Below are 20,795 nucleotides of genomic sequence, written 5' to 3' on the forward strand. Positions count from 1 at the left end.
TAGGAGTTATACTTTAGCTCCTATTAATTTATAAGATAATTAGAAAGGAGACTAATATGTTAATAAATTCAAGAGAAATTCTTAACAAATGTAGAGATTTAAAGATTGCAATTCCATCAGCCAACTTTATAGATTTGAATAGTATAAGAGCTTATATTAGAGCTGCAGAAGATTATAAATTGCCATTAATAGTTGCATATGCACAATCACATAAGAATTTAATTTCATTAGAAGAAGCTGCAATTATAGGTAAATTCTACGCTGAAAAATCAAAAGTACCAATTGTTTTGCATTTAGATCATGGTGAAGATATAGAGACTGTTTTTAAAGCTATAGATTTAGGATTTACATCAGTAATGATAGATGCATCAAATAAAGCATTTAGAGAGAATATATTAATAACAAAAAAAGTTGTTGATTATGCTCATAAATACAATGTTACTGTCGAATCTGAATTGGGGCATGTTGGAGCAAATGATACAAGCGAATCTAATGAAATTAATGAATCTATTTATACAGAGGTTGAAGATGTTATTGAATTTGTGTCTAGTACAAAAGTTGATTCATTAGCTGTATCTATAGGTACAGCACATGGGTTATATAAAGGTATTCCTAAATTAAATTTCGAAAGACTAAAAGAGATAAGTAATAGCGTGGATATTCCATTAGTTCTTCATGGTGGCTCATCGACTGGTGATAAGAATTTAAATAAATGTGTAAAAAATGGTATAAGTAAAATAAATATTTATACCGACTTTATAACTGCTGCACACAAAGATATTTTAAATAGTAAAACCAATAATTATGCAGAAATGAATCAAGTCGCAGAGTCTAGTTTTATTAATGTATTAAAGCATTATTATCATGTATTTGACACAATTATGTTTAAATAAGGAGATATTTATGATAAAAAAGAAACCTTTTTTTATATTTAATCCGAAATCTTATCTTTTAAGAAAAGAAACACTTGAATTATCAAAAGTTGCTAATGATCTTGCTAATAAATATAAAGATATAATAGATATTTATGTAACAAGTCCTAATATATATCTTAAAGAATTAGTAGATTGTTTTAAATATATTAAAGTTTCAGCTCAACACATTGATCAAATAGAGCTAGGTCGAGGAATGGGTAGAGTAGTACCTGAGACTTTAAAAGATATTGGTGTAGAGGCTACTTTTTTAAATCATGCAGAGCATCAACAATCTATATCAGATTTATCCAGATCAGTTAAAAGAGCAAAGCAATTAGGGATTATTACTATAGTCTGTGCTGATAGTATTGATGAGGCTAGATCCATTGCAACATTTAATCCGGATATTATTTTATGTGAACCAACAGAATTAATAGGAACTGGAAAAGTAAGCGATGAGTCATACATTAATAAAACAAATTCTATTATTAGAAAAGCCAATAAAGATGTATTGATTATGCAGGCTGCAGGTATAAGTTCAGCTAAAGATGTATATAGAACAATACTCATGGGAGCAGATGGAACAGGATGTACCAGTGGAATTGTAAAAGCTGATAATCCTAAAAAAATGTTAAAAGATATGGTTGAATCTCTTGTTAAAGCAGTTAAAGATAGGAATTAGATATGGTTAAGATAAAAACAATCGAATTAAATTTGAAAGGGAAAAGGGTTAAATTTGCAGACATTACTAATATGGTAAAAGATGCAATTAAAGAAAGCAAGATAAAAGATGGAATATGTGTTGTAATAAGTCCTCATACTACGTGTTCTGTTTATTTTGAAGAATATTCACATGATAAATTTGAAGATGGTACGGAATATTTACAGTATGATTTAAATTCTTCTTTAAAAAAAATAGTACCAGATCATGATGATTCAGAGCGATATAATTATCCTGGAAAAGCTCATTATGAAGCAGTTGAGTCATGGCCAAATGCATCAGAATACTTGCCTAATGGTGATAAGACTGCTTTATGGAATGGTGATGCTCATATTAAATCGACCATTATAGGATCATCTGAAACATTCGCTGTTGAAAATAATGAACTTTCAATCGGGAAAACGGGATATATATATTTTGTTGATTTTGATAAAACAAGATCGAGAATTAGAAAGTGCAAAATTGTAATAATAGGCGATTAATATATTATAGTTTAGTTGTTAAATATAAATACTATTTAGATGAAATCAATATAATTGTGTAAAATAAAGGTCAATTGAAGCCTTGATTGATAAATATTTTTAATAAATAGCATGTGTATAAAATTATCAATTATATTTTATAATTAATAATAAAATTTTATTAAATTTAATTAATGATTCTGTTTATAATAAGGTTATTAAAAACTACTTTGTTCTGAGTTTTTAAAGAAATTATGGAGGAAGAGGAGTAATTATATCTAAAAAATACTGCTTACAAATTGATAGAAAAGCATAGAAAATGAATGCTAAAAATATAATTATATAACAAAAAACAGATACTATGATATATAAAAAACAGGAATATAGTTTAGAAAAAATAATTAAATGAAAAAGCACTCTTTAATACAATGTTAGAATTTATATCTAAAAATTTTAAACTATAAAAGTTTCAAAAGTAATAAAAACACAGTATTATCAAAAGTTTTATATAGTAATGGGAATAATATAGAAGTAAAAAGAGAATAATAGATTTATGAAATAGCAAAATCTTAAACGTTTAAAAATAAGGATGAGGCTTATTTCAAACTTAGAATAACAAATAACATTAAAAATAAATGATGAAATAGAAGATATGATAAAATAATAAGAATACTTTCAAGCAAATATTCGATTACTAGATTAATAGGGCTACTCCTCATTAGAAGCAATGAGGAGAGGTTTGGATTTTCTGTAATATATATTTATTTAATAAAGAAATATTAATAGAATGAATAAATTTATAATAAATTTTTTGCTATGTCATAATCAATTATAAATGTGTCAGCAACATCATTCATAATTAATGCTTTTATAGCGTCTAGCTTTTCTATTCCGCTGGCTAAAACAACAACCTCAGGAATTTCTTTTAAATCATTTATATTTAGTCCTATAAAATTATCAGTTAAAGGTGTTTTTATTGGTTTTGTATTAGAATCGAAAAATGTAGTTACTATATCTCCAACTGCTGAATTTTTATTGAGTATATTGAGATCTTTCTTTTTAATATAATCTAGTTTCAAGTAAGTTGAACTTTTTAAAGGATTTCCAACACCCACTATTGCTATGTCAACACTTTTGGCATTATCAATTGCTTTGTTTACAAATTTTGAATCCATTAACATTTGTTTTTGAGATTGATTTTCAGCTTTTACTGGAGCATAAAAGAAACTTCTTTTACACCTATATTTTTGAGATAAAGTAAAACATAACAAATTTGAATGTAATGCTTCGTTTTCTAATTCAACTCCGCCCATAATAGGTACAATGCTTTTAAAGTTAGTTTTAATATAGTTTGCACTTTTTATAAAGCTATTTACAGTTGTACCAAAGCCTATACCAATTTTTAAGTTTTCATTACTTCTATTTTCTATATATTCTGCACACAGAATGCCTACATCTAATTTAGGATTCATAGAATTACTGCTAGATACTATAACTTCTTTTACATTATATTTAAGTTTTATTTCTTCTTGAATCTTAACTGAATTGGTATTTTGATTTACAATAGATATTCTAACAATTCCTTGTTTTTTTGCTTCTTGTAAAAGTGCAGCAACTGTTGGTCTGGAAATCTTTAACTTTTTTGATATTTCTGTTTGAGTTATATCATTCTCGTAAAACATTGATGCTACATCTACTAGCAAATCTAATCTTTGTTTCATAATTACTCCTCTTTTGAATATATTCGGTAATATTATAACATATTTTACATTTGAAAATCTAGTTATTAATTGTATGATATAATAAAATAAATTTAACAAAATTAAGTAGGTTTGTAATTATATATGAAGTGATTTGTTTATAAATGTGATTAAAAAAGGAGAGTTTTATAATGAAAATTAAAATAATTGAAGTTGGGCAATTAGTTAATGAATTCAAAGACGATAAGATATTTATTCTTTTTGGTGTAGAAGCTCCACCTGAATTAAAAGATTTTAGTGTAATAATTGATTTTAAAAGAGATGAAATTAAAGAATATTTTAAGGTTGGTGGTATGCTTATTATAAATAATATTGAATATGAGATTGAAAAAGTTGGGGAAGTTGCAAATGATAATTTCAATAAATTAGGACATGTTGCAGTTCATATTGGATCGAATGAAAGTGTACTACCAGGCTCTATTCATGTTAAAGATAATAGCTTCCCTACATTTAAAGAAAACGATATTATAGAGATTATCGCTTAATATTCCATAAAATGTTTTATTTTAACTTATATTTAATAAAGGTATTAAGTAAAATATTATTAGAAAAATAAAAGGAGTAAAAAATGAAATTTTTTCTAGACACAGCAAATGTCGAACAAATAAAACGAATAAATGACCTAGGTCTATGTGATGGAGTAACAACCAATCCCTCACTAATAAACAAAGAAGGAAGAGACTTCAAAGAAGTAGTAACAGAAATAGCATCAATAGTAGATGGCCCAATATCAGCAGAAGTTACAAGCTACACATATGATGAGATGGTAAAACAAGCAAGAGAAATAGCAAAATGGGCAGAAAATATAGTAGTAAAGATACCAATGACAGAAGAAGGTCTAAAAGCAATAAACACCCTTTCAAAAGAAGGGATAAAGACAAACTGTACCCTAATATTCTCAGTAAGCCAAGGACTAATGGCAGCAAAAGCAGGAGCAAGCTATATATCACCATTTATAGGAAGAATAGACGATATGGGAGAAGATGGAGTAGAACTAATCTATAAATTAAAACAAGTTCTAGAAAACTATGGACTTGAAAGTGAAATAATAGCAGCATCAATAAGAACAAACAAACATCTAGAAGAAGCAGCCTTAGCAGGAAGTGATATAGCAACAATACCAGGAACATTATTTGAGAAAATGTGGACCCACCCACTAACAAGTCAAGGAATAGAAAATTTCAAAAAAGACTGGGATAACTTTGTTAAAAGAGAAAAGTAGGAGAAAGATATGTTTGATAAAAACGATGCTTTAGCTGTCTCTGCAGTAAGAAGCCTATCAATAGCACAAATAGAAAAAGCCAATAGTGGTCATCCAGGCATAGTAATGGGAGCAGGACCAATGGCCTATGTTCTATGGAACAAAATCTTAAATGTAAACCCAAAAAACTCTTCATGGTTTAATAGAGATAGATTTGTTTTATCAGCAGGCCATGGCTCTGCCTTGCTATATTCACTACTTCACCTTTCAGGATATGACTTAAGCATAGACGACTTAAAAAATTTTAGACAAATAGGATCAAAAACTCCAGGTCATCCAGAAAGGATGCATACAGATGGAGTAGAAGTCACAACTGGTCCTCTAGGACAAGGAATTGCTAATGCTGTAGGAATGGCAATTGCTGAAAAACATATGGCTTCCTTATATAATAAGCCAGAATTTCCAATAATTGATCACTATACTTACGCTTTATGTGGAGATGGTGACTTGATGGAAGGAATATCCTATGAATCTATGAGCCTTGCAGGGCATTTAAAACTTGATAAGCTGATAGTATTATATGATTCTAATAATATATGCCTAGATGGAAATCTATCAACATCTTTCTCAGAAGACATAGAAAAAAGAATGGAATCTATTAACTGGAATTACATCAAAGTTGAAGATGGAGAAAATCTAGAGGATATATACAAGGCAATAGAAGATGCTAAAAAAGAAAATAAGCCAAGCCTAATAGAGATAAAAACAATAATTGGCTATGGTTCTCAAAATCAAGGTACAAATAAAGTTCATGGGGCACCTATAGGAAAAGAAGACTTTGACTTTGCAAAAAAATCTTATAAGTGGGAATATGAAGACTTCAAAATACCAGAAGAAGTATATAAAAAGTTTGAAGAAGAAATAATAAAAAGGGGAAAAGAAAAAAACAAAAAATGGAATGAACTTTTAAGCCAATATGAAATTTACTTTCCAGACAACTACAAATCACTAATAAATGGAATTGAAAGAAAAATTGATGAAAATCTATTTAGAAATGTAAAGAAATATGACTCAAAAATGGATGCTCTAGCAAGTAGGGCATCAAGTGGACAAATAATTCAGGATATAGCCAAAAATGAAATAAACTTTTGGGGTGGAAGTGCCGATCTATTTTCATCTAATAAAACAGATATAAAGAAATCAAAATCTTTTAAAGATGATCCAAAAGGTAGAAATATTTGGTATGGGGTAAGAGAATTTGCAATGGCAGCGATTGGTAATGGAATAATAGCTCATGGGGGTAGCTTCCATCATGTATCTACATTTTTTGTATTTGCAGATTATCTAAAAGCTGCAATCAGATTGTCAGCCCTTTCAAAACTACCACTAACATATGTATTTACCCATGATTCTATAGCAGTTGGAGAAGATGGTCCTACGCATGAAGCAGTAGAGCAATTAGCTATGTTAAGATCTATTCCAAACATTATAGTATTAAGGCCTGCAGATGCGAATGAAGTAAGGCTATCATGGAAAATAGCTCTAGAGAGCAAAGAAAGTCCAGTAGTGATAGTTCTATCACGCCAAAATTTAAAGAATCTAAAAGAAACAGAGGAAATTGAAACAATCGAAAAGGGAGCCTATATAATAAAAGACAGTGAAAAAGTTGATGGAATACTTATAGCAACGGGTTCAGAAGTAGATCTTGCTCTAAAAGCACAAGAAAAATTAAAAGAAAAAGGCAAATATGTAAGAGTAGCAAGTATGCCTTCAATGGAATTATTTAGAAAACAAGATAAAGAATATAAGGAAAAAATCTTGCCATCAAATATTAAAAATAGGATAAGTATAGAAATGGCTTCATCATTTGGTTGGAGTGAATTTACAGGTGACAAAGGAATAAATGTTTCTATAAATGACTTTGGAATTTCAGGCAAAGGTGAGGAAGTTACTAAAGAGTTAGGATTTAATATAGACAATATAGTAAATCTATTTATTGAAAAATTTGATAATTAGTTAAACAAGCTAAAAATTGTAAAATAGTTTATAGATAAAAAATGGGACTGTTGTAAAATTGTGAATTTCTAACACTCTATCATTACAAGTAAGCCATAGATAATTTGAAAATAGGCTGAGTTCATTGAGAAAATTTTCGTTGTAATGATTTTAGAACAATTAATTCATTCTGCAATAGCCCCATTTTAATATTCCAAAAAAGCAGAAGCAAAACAATATTTTCAAATAATTATATCCTAGAAAAAAGTAGAAAGTATATAAAATATCTGCAAATTTTCATAAATTTTGACGGCTTATTAGCTTAAGTAAAATTAAGTTAAGTTCTATTTCATGGGAATGGATAAATATTGATACATAAAAATGTATCAACCCTTACCTTCTTATAAGGATTTAGGTTGATACACCAAACTTTTCATATACTCTCACTATTTTGTTGTTTATTCTTTGTTAATTTCATTTAATTTTTTATTAATCTTTTGAACCTCCATTTTCTCCGTCCTATAGATTATATACCATATAAGTGCATATATAAGAGTGAAGCTTACTAATGGTATTATAAGACTTGATATTGAAGCAAACCATTTTAGATATAAGCCTGTTATAGAAAAGTAAATAACCATTCCTAGAAAATGAATTATGGTATTTTTACTTAAATTTTCATAGGTGATTTTTCCTCCGAGAAAATTTGCCACTATTCCAAAACCACCATATAGGATTGTTTCAATTATTTTTGCATTAAGAAGTGAACTTTGACTATTTACAAATTCTGGTACACCTACCATAAGCTTTCCTAGTAGCATTGATATAAATAGTTCAATCAAATTACCTATACCAACTCCGATTACAAAAGAAATAATATATTTAAAAAATTTTTTCATAATATCCTCCTAAAATCCTAACATTTTTTTAAATTCTTTCAAATACCTTCTAGACACATATGAAACTTCTCCATTTTTAAATTCTATTGCTATAGTTCCTTTAAAGGATAGGTCTAGTCTTTTTACATATTCTATATTTATAATTTCATACCTAGATATCTTTAAAAAATACTTATTATCTACCCTCTCTGCTATTTCATAAAGTCTAAGCCTTGTCATAAATCTATTATCTAAAGTTTCTATATATATTTTCTTATCATTTGTAGTAAATCTTACTATGTCCTTATAATCAAGTATATAGACCTCACCATCTTTAAAACCCACTAGGACATTTTTATTTAAATTTTCAAGTGACTTTTGAATACTTTCTATATCTTTGGAATAGGAAGGTGTATATATTTTTACCAAGGTATCATCTAGTGACTTATCTATGATTATCTCAACTTTCAAACTAACCTCCTTAAAATATTTGATATATATATCTTGATATTATTATAAGACCTATAATTTAATTTTCATCATATTTTGGACAAGTGGCAAAAATATTAGGATAAGTGGTCAAATAAAAAAAGGAAATGTTGCAAAATTATGAATTTCTAACGTTTAATAATTACAAGTTACTCATAGACAATTTGAGAATAGCCTGCCGGCTCATGGAGTCCAAATTGTTGTGGAGAAATTTGTAATAATTTTTAAACAATTAATTTATTCTGCAAAAGTCCCTGTTTTGTTTCTATTTAAATAGGTCTTTAAATTTTTCTATAAAGTTTTTATCTTCTTTCTTTTCTTTAATACTTTCAGTTTTTTCTTCTTCTTTTTCGATTTTTTCTGTTTGGATTACAAATTGTAAACTTTTTATTTCACCATTTTTGTCTGATGAGAATGATTTGGTTGGAGTGTTTTTATCTCCTAAGGATTTTTTTATCTCATCAATTTTTTTATTTAGATCTTTGTCCATACCAGAAGTTTCATTATAGAATTCATTTATTCCATTATTAAGCTTACCAACACCATCGGTATACTGGTTTATACCTTCATTTAGCTTATTTGTACCATCTTTTAAGTCATTAGATCCTTTAACAAGTTTTGAATTTGCAGTAGATAGGTCTTCAACTCCTTTTAAGATTTGCATATTTCCTCTTTCTATCTTAGCAAGGGAAGATGTGTAGGATATGATTCCTTGATTTAAGAGCTTATAGTTAGCATTAAGCTTTCTTATAGCATCACTTAATCTTTGACTTTGGATTTTAAGTTCAGTTAATCTTGATGAAATATTTTGGATTTCTTTATCAAATTTTTCATAGTTTGTATTTAATATGTTTGCTCCATTTTTTATTTGAGAAAATGAATCGTTTACTCCTTTAAGATAGACATTTGTACCATCTATATTGGCGTTATTTGCTTGTAGAAGTTTTTTAGTATTTTCAAGCATATATATTTGTTGCCTTATCATATCAGCATTTTGATTTGAAGTTTTAATAGCAGTTATGGCCTTGGTTTTTATATTTTCACTTTCTTTATTATCATCATTACTTTTTATATTGTCATCATTTTCGCCTGGTGTTTTTTCCTTTTCTTTATCTGTATCTTTATTTTCATCTTTTTGAGGACTTTGTTCTTTATTATTACCTGAATTAGGATTTTCACTTGGAATATTTTTGGTGTTATTTTCCTTATTTTGATTATTTTCCTTGTTTTGATTATTCTCTTTGTTTTCAGAAGTATTATTAAGTTCAGCTAAGGCTAATTGTTGTTTTAATAATTTTATAGTTTCATCTATCTCTCCAATTGCTTGATCGTTTGAAGCCCTTAGTTTTTCTTGGTCAAGTCCCTTACTTTTTAAAGTGTTTTGATAGCTTTTAGGATTTGTTGCATCAATTGCCAATGATAGAGATTCATCAAGTGTTTTTATTCCATCCCTTATATCGCTTGAGGCTTTTGATAATTCCCCTGTCCTATCTGAGTCTGTTGGTATATTATTTAAAGACTTTTCGATTTCATTTAGGGCATTTTGAACTTCATTTGATCCATTTACTAAAGATTCAGACTTATTATTAAGGCTTGTTAGCCCATTTTGAACCGTACTTATAGATTTATATAGTGTATCTACTCCTTTTGAAAAGTCGGAATTTCCCCTAGAAAGATTTTCCATACCATCGTTTAGGGCTGATGAAGCTGATTTTAAGTCGTCTGATTTGTTATCTAAGTCATTAGATCCATCATTTAGCTGTTTTGTAGCATCAATTAGTTCGTTGATTTTACTATCTATATCACCCTTATCTATATCTACATCAAGTGAAAGTTTAACAGCATTTATTGAAAAACCAGGATAGGAAAAATCTTTAGCATCAAATGTAATCTCCTTATCAAGCCCCTTACCAGCAAGAGCAGTATATGTTATTAATTTATTCGAGCCTTCATTTGCAAGTGTTGCTCCTTCTGCATTTATATTTTCTATTTTTTCTGTATCAAGCTTTGTATTTACTTGAAGGGCGTAATTATCAAAATAGTCATTTTTTACACTTGTATTTTTACTGATTTTTATTCTGATTTTAATTTTACCATTTTTACCTTTTATATCTTTTGCATCTATTTCTTTATCATTTAAATAGTATTTTATAACTATATCCCAAGGAGATTGATTGTTTTTAAGTTCACCTTGGTAGTAGGTTCTTTCTTTATCAGCTTCGAACTTTATCTCTCCTTTATTATTTTCTATTTTTTTGTTGGAATTTAGAAGTTTAACCTCATCATAATCTCCATAATCGACTACATTTCCTTTAGAAAATATATTTACAACATTCATTTTATCTACATCTCCATTCTCTTTAGTGTTAATGTAGACAACTTCTTCTTTTTTGTTTTCCTCACTTGCAATAGCTGGACTTATGCTTGTGCCTACTATGGCGATAGCTAGAACAAGGGATGTTAATTTTTTATTCATACGACCTCCTTAAAGTCTAAATCTTTTGATGTTTTTTGTATTATTTTATCAAATATGGATAAAAGTCCTGGTAAGACAAATAAAACTATTATTAGAGAAATTGAAGTACCAAAACCTAGAAAATATCCTAATTGGGATAAAATTCCATGACTTGATAACTTTCCAAGTAAGAAGCCTACAACTGTAAGGGTTGATGCTGATGTAAGAATTGATACTGTGGAAGATTTAATAGTTTCTATTATAGCTTCTTTTTTATTATAAATTTTTCTAGTTTCACAATATCTTTCAGTAAACAATATAGCATAGTCAACAGTCGCCCCAAGTTGTATTGTAGATATTATAAGATAAGAGATATAAAACACTGTAGATGACATGAAATATGGGATAGATAGGTTTATAAATATAGCTGTTTCTATAGCAAGAACCAATATAACTGGTATAGATATACTTTTTTCTGTCAAAAGTAGGACTATAAATACTGCCACTATTGCTATTATATTAACCACTTTCATATCTTCTGTTATAGTTTTTCTCAAATCATCAGTAGAGATTCCTTCTCCAACTAGGTGGTAGTCATTTTTGTAATATTTACTTATTTTACTTTGGATCTTTTCTATGAGTTTTGTTGTTTTTTCACCTTCAAAGTCTGCCTTAACAGATATAATCATTCTTGTGTAGTCTTTAGAGTTGAATTTCTCTTCTATATCCTTATCTAAAAACTCAGATGGGATGGTTTCTCCAACTGTATCAACATAAGAAAGAATCGTATCAACTTCACTTATTTTTTTTAATTCCTTGCTAAGTTCTTTTTCTTTTTCAAGCTCTCCTTTAGGAAGTAGCAAAACATAATTATCATTTTTTCCAAAGACATCATCTATTTCTTTAGTATCTTGTCCAAGTTTTGTTTCTTCATTAAAAATCCTACTTGAGCCATAAAAATACGAGTTGGAATTTGATGCAAGATAGGATGGAATTACAAGGATGACAAAAATCGCAACAAATACATACATATGTCTGGTTACAAGTTTTCCAAACCTTTCAAATGAAGGAACAAATGATCTGTGCTCGGTTTTTTCTATTAGTTTATCCATATAAAGGATTAAAACTGGCGTTAGGGTAAAAACTGTTACAAGGGAGATTGTAATACCCTTCGCAAGGGCAAGTCCTAGGTCACGTCCTATACCAAAACGCATGAAACATAAGGCAAAAAATCCTATTATAGTAGTCGATGCTGATGAAATTATAGAAGAAAAAGAGTTGTTTAAGGCCTCATCCATCGCCTTTAAATGTTGCTTGTATTTTTTCTTCTCTTCCTTGTATCTGTGTAGGATAAATACCGAATAATCAAGAGATACTGCAAGTTGGAGTACATTTCCTGCAGCATTAGTTACAAAAGATATTTCTCCAAAAATAATATTAGTTCCTGCATTTATAATAACTGCAGAAAAAAGTCCTATTACTACAATAAGAGGTTCTATAAAAGATTCTGTAGTAAGTATTAAGGCAAATATCATAAACATAACTCCAACAATAGTAATAATTCTTATTTCACTTACTGTAGATTCGGTAGCTACTGCGGTATTAACAGCAGAACCTGTCATATTATTATTTTCGCCGATGATTTTTCTAATCTCTTTTGTAGCAGAGATTGTTTTTTCTTCATCTATACTTACATTTATAAGGGCGTTTTTATTTTTATAGTAGTTATCAATTAAGTTTTTATCATAAGTATCTAAAGGCTTTTTAAGATCAACTATATCATCAAGCCAATTTATACTATCTACCCCTTTTATATTTTCTATTTTATCTATATAGGCTAAAGCCTCATTAATGCTAACATTTTTAATCATAATCCTAGCATTAGGAATTGGCTCATCATATTCACTATTCATCTTATCAAGGGCAAGAGTTGAGTCACTATCTTCTGGCAGGTAATCATTAATATTGTAGTTTACCGAAATCCTGGGGTAAAAAAAGACAGATATGCCTATCATGAGAAAAAAAGATAGGATAACAGCCCTTGGATGTTTTATAATTTCTTTAAATATTTTTTTCATTAAATTAAACTACTCCTTTTCTATTTATACATTTGTATTATAGGATTTTAAATCTAATTTAAAATGGTCAATTTATATACAAGTGAGTGATATAGGACAAGATTATAAAAATTGACCATAAATTATTTTAGAAAAGATTTGGGATAATTGTATAATAAATAAAGGTGATAATATGAAAAATGAAGAAATATCTTATAATACAAAAAAGAAATTTGCTAAGGGACTTAAAAAACTTATGAAAGAAAAAAGTCTAAGTAAGATATCTATATCAGAGATAGTAAGAGTTTGTGATGTAAATAGAAAAACTTTTTATTACCATTTTGAAAGTATAGAAGACTTATTTAAGTGGATGTTGGAAGATGAGGCAGTACATGTAGTTAAGGAGTTTGACTTAAGTAAGGATTACAAGAAAGCCATATTTTTTGTAATGGATTATCTTGAAAATAATCAAGTTATCTTAAATTGTGCCTATGATTCTATTGGAAGTGAGGGTCTTAAGAAGTTTTTCTATGATGATTTTTTTGAAGTAACTTCTATATTGATAGAAAATATCGAAAAAAAGTTAGGTTATAATTGTCCAGATGATTATAAAAATTTTCTTTCTAAAATGTATGCTGGAGCTATAGCAAGTATAATTATTGACTATTTCTCCAATGATGAGATTTTAAGCAAAAATAAGCTTTCAAGCTACCTGTCCTCAATCCTATATTCATCTATTAGTGCATCTTTAGGAAATTTCAAAAGCATATAAGCTATTATTTAACTTTTATAAGATTATTTATATATTTTTAATAAAAGATGTTTATGTGTAATATATTCGATTTATTTATGGTATACTTTTTATTATGAAAAAAGGGGTGATTATATGAGTGAAAATTTTGATAAGTACTCAGTTGTGCTTAAGGGAGTTTCAAAGTTTTATGATGATGATGAAATCCTTAAGTCTATTGATTTGGAGTTGGAAAAGGGAAAATTTTATACCCTTTTAGGACCTTCAGGATGTGGTAAGACCACTATCCTTAACTTGATAGCAGGTTTCTTGGAACCTAATAAGGGAGAAGTTTATATTAATGGGAAAAATGTAGGTAATGTTCCTGCCAATAAGAGAACTGTAAATACTGTTTTTCAAAATTATTCTCTATTTCCCCATATGAATGTATATGACAATGTGGCATTTGGTCTTGAGGTAAAAAAGACCGACAAAAAAATCATAAGAGAAGAGGTAAAAAAAGCTCTAGATATGGTAAACCTATCCGGTTTTGAAAAGCGTGAGGTATCCCAGATGTCGGGAGGACAAATGCAAAGAGTTGCTATAGCTCGTGCTATAGTAAATAAGCCTGATGTGCTTCTTCTAGATGAACCACTTTCAGCACTGGATATGAAACTTAGAAAGTCAATGCAAGTTCTACTTCGTGACCTTCAATGGGAGCTTGGAATAACTTTTGTTTTTGTAACTCATGACCAAGAAGAAGCTCTTGCTATGAGTGATTGGATTTTTGTAATGGATAAGGGAAAGATTGTCCAACAAGGCCCTCCTACAGATATCTATGATGAGCCAATAAATCGCTATGTAGCAGAGTTTATTGGAGAAAGTAATATCCTAAAAGCTAGGATGGTTGATGATTACAAGGTAGAATTTTCTGGAAAAGTTTTTGACTGTTCTGACGCAGGTATTGCAAAAGATGAAAGAGTAGAGGTTGTTATAAGACCTGAAGATATAAAAATAGTTTCTGTAAATGATGCTGACATAGTTGTAAATATTGATAATATCTTATTTCGTGGCGTTTTTAATGAGCTTATTTGTTTTGATTCATCTGATTTTAGGTGGAAGATTCATACAACTGAGGTTTTTGAAGAAGGTGATGATATAGGAATTTCTATAGAGGCAGATAATATACATGTTATGCGTTATAACGAAAGTGAAGATGACTTTGACAAGAGAATTGAGAAGTATGCACAAGGAGAAAGTGATGGCTAAAAAATACCAAAGATTATCGTTTATTTATTATATATGGATTTTGATATTTATAGTAGCACCGATACTTCTTCTTCTATACCAATCATTTTATGATATATATGGAAATTTAACTCTTGATAATTATAGGGCATATTTTTCAAACAAAAACTATATAATTATGACCCTCAATTCATTTTTGACAGCCTTTTTGATTACGGCTTTTACGCTTTTATGGGCCTATCCTTTTTCATATTTTTTGACAAAGGCCAAGCACAAAGATTTGATTCTACTTTTGGTAATACTTCCTACTTGGATAAATCTTGTTTTAAAGGCTTATGCCTTTATAGGACTTTTTAATAAAAATGGTAGCATAGCAGGTTTTTTGGGTCTTGCTAGTGAAGGAATCTTGTTTACAAATCCTGCCTTTATATTGGTTGCATCATATGTTGAACTTCCATTTATGATTCTTCCTATCTTTAGGTCTATTGATTCTATACCTAATGAATATATTATAGCTAGCGAAGACTTAGGCGCAAATAAGATTCAAACCTTTAGGAAAGTAATCTTGCCACTTTCTATGGATGGGATAGTCGCAGGAGTTCAGGCGGTTTTTATTCCGTCTTTATCGCTTTTTCTTATCACAAGAATAATCGGAGGAAATAAGATTATAACCTTGGGAACAGCAGTAGAACAACACTATCTTGTAACCCAAAATTGGGGCATGGGTTCAACCATAGGGCTTGTCTTAATATTTATGATGTTTGTAGTGATTTCTATCTTAAATAGGAGAGGGGTGGAAAATGAGAAATAAAAAAACTAAGTTTTCAAATATATATCTTGTATTTGTCTTTATAATAATGTATCTTCCCTTAGTCTATCTGATTTTCTACTCCTTTAATAGTGGTGGAAATATGACAAGCTTTGAAGGTTTTACCTTTGACCATTATATAAGTGTATTTGAAGATAAAAGACTTATAAATATAGTTTTTAATACTGCAATTCTCGCTCTTTTATCCTCTCTTATAGCAACTATTATAGGTACTCTTGGGGCGATTTCCATATATTATATGAGAAGCAACAAATTGAGAAAGAAAGTCTTGAGCTTAAATAGTGTCCTTATGGTTCTTCCTGATGTAATGATGGGGGCATCATTTCTAATATTATTTAGCTTTCTTTTAAAGATTCCTATGGGGTTTTTCTCTGTACTACTATCACATATTGCTTTTTCAATACCTATAGTCGTACTTATGGTTCTTCCAAGATTATATGCCCTAAATCGTGATATGATGAAAGCTGCTGAGGACTTAGGGGCAAGTGATATGACAATTTTAAATAGGATAATTTTGCCTAACATAGCAAGTGGAATTTTTTCGGGTTTTTTTATGGCCCTAACATATTCTCTTGATGATTTTGCAGTAACATTTTTCGTTACAGGATCAGGTTTTTCAACTCTTTCAGTTGAAATTTATTCAAGAGTAAGAACAGGTATTTCTCTTGAGATAAATGCTTTATCATCCTTGATATTCCTTATATCCCTACTTATGGTTATTGGATATTATTTAATACAAAGAAAAGAAAAGAGGCTAAGCTATGAATAAGGTATATAAATTTATTATTGGAATCATCCTTTTACTTAGCCTACTTATTCTTGGACAAAATAGATTAAATGCAAATAATGATGGGATAAGTTCGAAAAATATCTACTTTTATAATTGGGGAGATTATATCGACCCTGAGATTTTAAGGGATTTTGAGAAGGAAACAGGATATCATATAATATATGAAACTTTTGATTCAAATGAGGCCATGATGGCAAAGATTGAACAGGGTAAAACCTCTTATGATCTTGCCTTCCCATCAGAATATACAGTTGAGATGATGAGAGATAAGGGTATGCTCAAAAAACTTGATCATTCTAAAATTAAGGGTCTTTCAAACATAGACCAAAGATTTTTAAATCTTTCTTATGACCCTAACAATAAGTATTCTATTCCATATTTTTGGGGTTCTTTTGGTGTAATTTACAACAACAAAAAATATGATGAAAGTGACTTTGACTCATGGAAAAAGCTATGGGATAAAAAATATGAGGGAGAAATTTTATCCTTTGACGGGGCAAGAGAAACCCTTGGAATTGGACTTTTGGCAAAGGGGAGAAGTTTAAATGAAAAAGATGAAAAGATATTAAGAGAGACTAAAAATGACCTAGTACCCTTTATGAAAAATGTAAAAGCCCTACTTGCAGATGAGATAAGGATGTATATGGCTCAAGAAGAGGCGGATATAGGAATAACATTCTCAGGTGAGGCTGCTATGGCACAGGAAATAAATGAAAACTTATCCTATACCATACCTAAGGAGGGGTCAAATATTTGGTTTGACAATATAGTTATTCCAAAAACAAGTAAAAATACTAAGGGAGCCTATGAGCTAATAAATTATCTTTTAAGACCTGATGTTGCAGCTAAAAATGCTGATTATGTTTGGTATTCTACTCCAAACAAAAAGGCAATGGAACTAATAAGTCCTGAGGCTCGTGAGAATAAGACTCTTTATCCAGATGATGATATTATAAATAAGCTTGAAGTCTTTAAAGACTTGGGGAAAGAGACCACAATTTTATATAACGATTTATTTTTAGATCTTAAAATATCGCCTCAAGCAGAATAATCTTTATAAAGATAGACTCTTTTGTAAGCTTTGTTAGTTTCTTTGTAAAGGATTTTGAGAAAAAGTATCTTATAAAATTTTCTAATATAAAAATAAGTAAAGCTTTTGCAAGTTTCAATTAAGCCTGCAAAAGCTTTTTATTTATAATATTTTATATACTAAAATGAGAAAATCAGTTTGAAATTTCATTATCTTCTATATTTATTTCTTTAGATAAATTAATTATAGTTTCTATAGTTGAAGTCCAATTTCTAACAAGGGCCTTTTTAGACTTCTCTAGCTTACCCTCTTCTAAGGATTCTATTATTTTAAGATGTTCTATATAAGTTGTGAAGTTACTTTCAGAGTTTTCAAAAAAGTAAAGCTCCATTCTTTCTACCCTTCTTTTTAACTTTTGTAAAATGGGACCAATTTCTTCATTACCTGATAAGTTTGTTATGTAGTTATGAAACTCATTGTCTTTCTTTATTATCCCTAATTGGTCACTTTTGTCATGTAAGTACTTTATTCTATCATTTATTTCCCTTAGTTTACTAATTTCTTTTGGGCCAATTTTATCAAAAGCTTCTTCTAAGGCTAGCTCTTCTAGGCTGTATATTATAGGATATATATTTAAAGCTTCTTTTGGATTGATTGGTGCGACAATTGTCCACCTATTGGCCTTAGTCAAAACAAGCCCCTCACTTTCAAGTTGAAGTAGAGCCTCTCTTACAGGAGTCCTTGAAATACCAAGTTCATCTGAAAGTTCCTTTACCCTAAGTCTTTGACAAGGTCTTAAATCTCCCCTAATAATTTTTTGGGAAAGAAGATTATAAGCCTCATCCTTTATAAAAGTCCTATTTATTTTTCCGATTTTTGATTCTGTCTTAATTTTATTCATAATCCCCTCTTCTTTACATCTTTAATATATATAATAACATAATATGATAAATTAAGTTAAGAAAAACGTTTTATTGAAACGGAAAATGTAATATGTTATACTTTACTTATGAAAGGGGGATTTATGAATGTTGTTGTAGGTTTTGATACTACAAGTGAAGCTATTTTAACAGAAGAATTTTTCAAGGAGAAGGATTTAAAAGGAGAACTTATACCCATCCCTGATGAACTTGGAGCAGGGTGTGGTCTTTGTTATAAGTTCTTCACTGATAATGAAGAAGAAATAAGAAAAATTATGGAAGAAAATGAACTCTCTTTTAGTATTATAAAAGTTATGGAGGTTTAGTACTTGTACTACGTAGGTATAGATATAGGCTCAACAGCTGCCAAGGTTTGTGTAAAAGGAGATGAAAATTTTATATTTTCTTTACCAACAGGCTGGTCTAGCAAGGAGACTAGTGAGCTTATATATAAAAATTTATTAAAAAAAAATATTGACTTAAAAAGTAAGGATACAAGGGTCCTTGCTACAGGTTATGGAAGAGTTGCAGTTGATTATGCTGACTTTACTGTAACGGAGATAAGCTGTCATGCTAGAGGTGGGAAATTTCTTTCTAAACAAGATGATATAGGTCTTATAGATGTTGGAGGCCAAGATACAAAAATAATAATTATAGAAAAAGGTATGGTTAAAGATTTTTTGATGAATGATAAGTGTTCTGCTGGTACTGGAAAATTTATAGAAATTATGGCAAATAGGCTTGGCCTATCTATAGATGAATTATTTAACTTATCTAAAAATGGAAAAATCTTACCAATCTCATCCTTATGTACAGTATTTGCTGAATCAGAGATTATAAATTACATAGGAGAAGGTCGAAAAAAAGAAGACATAGCGGCTGGAGTTGTAGATTCGGTTGCAGATAAGGTTAGCAAGATGTGCCTAAAAATGGAGCTTCCAAAAGATATTATTCTTACAGGTGGCTTATCAAAGATTGATTATTTTATAGAAATTCTTTCAAAAAAGACTGAAAAAAATGTTTATGGTCATGAAGATGGAATTTATGCAGGAGCTATTGGAGCAAGTTTACTTGCAAAGGAGAAGAAAAAAAGATGAAATTAGTAAAAGATTTACCAGAAGTATTTGAAGAGTTTGCAGAACAGAGGAAAAATTCTTTCCTAGCTGTTAAGAAAGTAAAAGACAACGGAAAGCCAGTTGTGGGAATGTATTGTACATATTTTCCAAGAGAAATCGCCCAAGCCGCAGGTGCTGCTACAGTAAGCTTGTGTTCAACCTCAGATGAAACAACAGCAGAAGCCGAAAAAGAACTACCTAAAAACTTATGTCCACTTATAAAATCATCATATGGTTTTGCTATAACAGATAAATGTCCCTTCTTTCACTTTTCAGATTTAGTAATAGGAGAGACAACCTGTGATGGCAAGAAAAAGATGTATGAATTGATGGCTAGGTTTAAAGCAGTTCATGTTATGCAGCTTCCACATAATCAATCAGAAGATTCTCTTGACTTGTGGGAAAAAGAAGTTATCAGAGTAAAAGATATTGTAGAAGAAAAGTTTGAAACTAATATTACAGAAGAAAGATTAGAAGAACAAATAAAACTTGAAAACAGGATAAGAAAGGCTTTCAAAAAGCTTGCATCTACAATGGCATATGACCCAACACCTATGTCAGGTTATGATTATTTTAAGGTTTTATTTGGCTCAACATTTAGATTTGATAGGGAAAACCTACCAGAAGAGCTAGAGAGTTTGGCTGATAAAGTTATGGAAGAATATGATGAAACTCGTGAGAAAAAGCCAAGAATTCTTATTACAGGTTGTCCAATAGGTGGAGCAACTGAAAAAGTTATAAAAGCAGTTGAAGACAATGGTGGAGTTGTTGTAAGCTATGAAAATTGTTCTGGTGAGAAAAATTATGACAGGTTTGTGGAAGAAAATACAGGAAATCCATTAAAGGCAATTGCCAAAAGATATATTAATATAGGATGTTCTGTAATGAGCCCTAATGAAAATAGATACAAGCTTTTGGGTGAACTAATAGATAAGTACAAGGTTGACGGAGTTCTTGATATGGAACTTCAATCATGCCATACCTATGCAATAGAAACAACAAGCATTAGAAAATATATTACAGAAGAAAAAAATATCCCATATATATCCTTAGAAACAGACTTTTCACAAGCTGATATAGGTCAAATAAATACAAGAGTCCAAGCATTTTTAGAAATGCTTTAAAACTAAGCAATAATAATTTAACAATATCTCAAAAGTAGATAGTCTAACAAATTAAAATTAGCTAAATACTTGGAGGTG

General features: G+C 29.5%; 20 protein-coding genes. 14 read left to right on the top strand and 6 right to left on the bottom strand.

What is annotated here, in order from left to right; translation table 11 throughout:
- Positions 1 to 56 precede the first annotated feature (56 nt).
- The 3 genes from HV819_RS06290 to HV819_RS06300 all read left to right on the top strand — a co-directional run bounded on the left by HV819_RS06290 (position 57) and on the right by HV819_RS06300 (position 2,117).
- A complete protein-coding gene (locus tag HV819_RS06290) occupies positions 57 to 893 on the top strand; it encodes a class II fructose-bisphosphate aldolase (RefSeq protein ID WP_154540190.1) in 837 nt (278 codons plus the stop codon).
- Positions 894 to 903: 10 nt separating this feature from the next.
- Complete coding sequence (locus HV819_RS06295; protein WP_154540192.1) at positions 904 to 1,596, top strand: triose-phosphate isomerase; 693 nt, start codon at positions 904 to 906, stop codon at positions 1,594 to 1,596.
- A 71-nt stretch (positions 1,597 to 1,667) separates the two neighbouring features.
- Complete coding sequence (locus HV819_RS06300) at positions 1,668 to 2,117, top strand: YjbQ family protein (protein ID WP_216629217.1); 450 nt, start codon at positions 1,668 to 1,670, stop codon at positions 2,115 to 2,117.
- 776 nt (positions 2,118 to 2,893) lie between these two features.
- Here HV819_RS06300 and HV819_RS06305 read toward each other — a convergent pair.
- Positions 2,894 to 3,817 (bottom strand): sugar-binding transcriptional regulator, encoded by a 924-nt coding sequence (locus HV819_RS06305; protein WP_154540196.1) that lies wholly within the window; start codon positions 3,815 to 3,817, stop codon positions 2,894 to 2,896.
- Between the two features lie 170 nt (positions 3,818 to 3,987).
- On the opposite strand from HV819_RS06305, the gene HV819_RS06310 reads away from it, so the two are divergent.
- From HV819_RS06310 to tkt, 3 genes are all read left to right on the top strand, one after another.
- Entirely contained in the window at positions 3,988 to 4,341 is a 354-nt protein-coding gene (locus HV819_RS06310; RefSeq protein ID WP_154540198.1) for a PTS glucitol/sorbitol transporter subunit IIA, read from the top strand.
- Between the two features lie 83 nt (positions 4,342 to 4,424).
- Entirely contained in the window at positions 4,425 to 5,078 is a 654-nt protein-coding gene (gene fsa, locus HV819_RS06315; RefSeq protein ID WP_154540200.1) for a fructose-6-phosphate aldolase, read from the top strand.
- Between the two features lie 9 nt (positions 5,079 to 5,087).
- The gene (tkt, locus tag HV819_RS06320) at positions 5,088 to 7,073 is read left to right on the top strand and encodes a transketolase (RefSeq protein WP_176269758.1); all 1,986 of its coding nucleotides are present in this window, start codon (positions 5,088 to 5,090) and stop codon (positions 7,071 to 7,073) included.
- 437 nt (positions 7,074 to 7,510) lie between these two features.
- Here the strand turns inward: tkt and HV819_RS06325 are convergent, their stop codons facing one another.
- From HV819_RS06325 to HV819_RS06340, 4 genes are all read right to left on the bottom strand, one after another.
- Positions 7,511 to 7,951 (bottom strand): DUF3021 domain-containing protein, encoded by a 441-nt coding sequence (locus HV819_RS06325; RefSeq protein ID WP_154540204.1) that lies wholly within the window; start codon positions 7,949 to 7,951, stop codon positions 7,511 to 7,513.
- Positions 7,952 to 7,960: 9 nt separating this feature from the next.
- Entirely contained in the window at positions 7,961 to 8,401 is a 441-nt protein-coding gene (locus HV819_RS06330; protein WP_154540206.1) for a LytTR family DNA-binding domain-containing protein, read from the bottom strand.
- 283 nt (positions 8,402 to 8,684) lie between these two features.
- Entirely contained in the window at positions 8,685 to 10,895 is a 2,211-nt protein-coding gene (locus HV819_RS06335; protein ID WP_154540207.1) for a YhgE/Pip domain-containing protein, read from the bottom strand.
- Complete coding sequence (locus HV819_RS06340; RefSeq protein WP_176269759.1) at positions 10,892 to 12,952, bottom strand: efflux RND transporter permease subunit; 2,061 nt, start codon at positions 12,950 to 12,952, stop codon at positions 10,892 to 10,894. Before HV819_RS06340 ends, HV819_RS06335 begins: the two co-directional genes overlap by 4 nt.
- A 172-nt stretch (positions 12,953 to 13,124) precedes the next feature.
- Between HV819_RS06340 and HV819_RS06345 the strand changes: the two genes are divergently transcribed.
- From HV819_RS06345 to HV819_RS06365, 5 genes are all read left to right on the top strand, one after another.
- Positions 13,125 to 13,703, top strand: a complete 579-nt coding sequence (locus HV819_RS06345) for a TetR/AcrR family transcriptional regulator C-terminal domain-containing protein (protein ID WP_154540211.1) — start codon at positions 13,125 to 13,127, stop codon at positions 13,701 to 13,703.
- Between the two features lie 114 nt (positions 13,704 to 13,817).
- The gene (locus HV819_RS06350) at positions 13,818 to 14,930 is read left to right on the top strand and encodes an ABC transporter ATP-binding protein (RefSeq protein WP_154540213.1); all 1,113 of its coding nucleotides are present in this window, start codon (positions 13,818 to 13,820) and stop codon (positions 14,928 to 14,930) included.
- Complete coding sequence (locus HV819_RS06355) at positions 14,923 to 15,720, top strand: ABC transporter permease (protein WP_154540215.1); 798 nt, start codon at positions 14,923 to 14,925, stop codon at positions 15,718 to 15,720. Before HV819_RS06350 ends, HV819_RS06355 begins: the two co-directional genes overlap by 8 nt.
- Positions 15,710 to 16,507 carry an ABC transporter permease gene (locus HV819_RS06360; RefSeq protein ID WP_176269760.1) on the top strand — a complete coding sequence of 266 codons (798 nt, stop codon included), beginning with the start codon at positions 15,710 to 15,712 and terminating at the stop codon, positions 16,505 to 16,507. The genes HV819_RS06355 and HV819_RS06360 overlap by 11 nt, the downstream gene beginning before the upstream one ends.
- Complete coding sequence (locus tag HV819_RS06365; protein WP_154540219.1) at positions 16,500 to 17,579, top strand: ABC transporter substrate-binding protein; 1,080 nt, start codon at positions 16,500 to 16,502, stop codon at positions 17,577 to 17,579. The genes HV819_RS06360 and HV819_RS06365 overlap by 8 nt, the downstream gene beginning before the upstream one ends.
- A gap of 172 nt (positions 17,580 to 17,751) precedes the next feature.
- Here the strand turns inward: HV819_RS06365 and HV819_RS06370 are convergent, their stop codons facing one another.
- Entirely contained in the window at positions 17,752 to 18,459 is a 708-nt protein-coding gene (locus tag HV819_RS06370; RefSeq protein ID WP_154540221.1) for a GntR family transcriptional regulator, read from the bottom strand.
- A 123-nt stretch (positions 18,460 to 18,582) separates the two neighbouring features.
- Between HV819_RS06370 and HV819_RS06375 the strand changes: the two genes are divergently transcribed.
- From HV819_RS06375 to HV819_RS06385, 3 genes are read left to right on the top strand one after another with little or no spacing between them, the layout of a single operon-like run.
- Complete coding sequence (locus HV819_RS06375) at positions 18,583 to 18,804, top strand: DUF3343 domain-containing protein (RefSeq protein WP_176269761.1); 222 nt, start codon at positions 18,583 to 18,585, stop codon at positions 18,802 to 18,804.
- 3 nt (positions 18,805 to 18,807) lie between these two features.
- Entirely contained in the window at positions 18,808 to 19,575 is a 768-nt protein-coding gene (locus tag HV819_RS06380; protein ID WP_154540225.1) for an acyl-CoA dehydratase activase, read from the top strand.
- A complete protein-coding gene (locus HV819_RS06385) occupies positions 19,572 to 20,717 on the top strand; it encodes a double-cubane-cluster-containing anaerobic reductase (protein ID WP_154540227.1) in 1,146 nt (381 codons plus the stop codon). Before HV819_RS06380 ends, HV819_RS06385 begins: the two co-directional genes overlap by 4 nt.
- Positions 20,718 to 20,795: the final 78 nt, after the last annotated feature.

The organism is Anaerococcus faecalis (assembly GCF_013371425.1).
Taxonomy (GTDB): domain Bacteria; phylum Bacillota; class Clostridia; order Tissierellales; family Peptoniphilaceae; genus Anaerococcus; species Anaerococcus porci.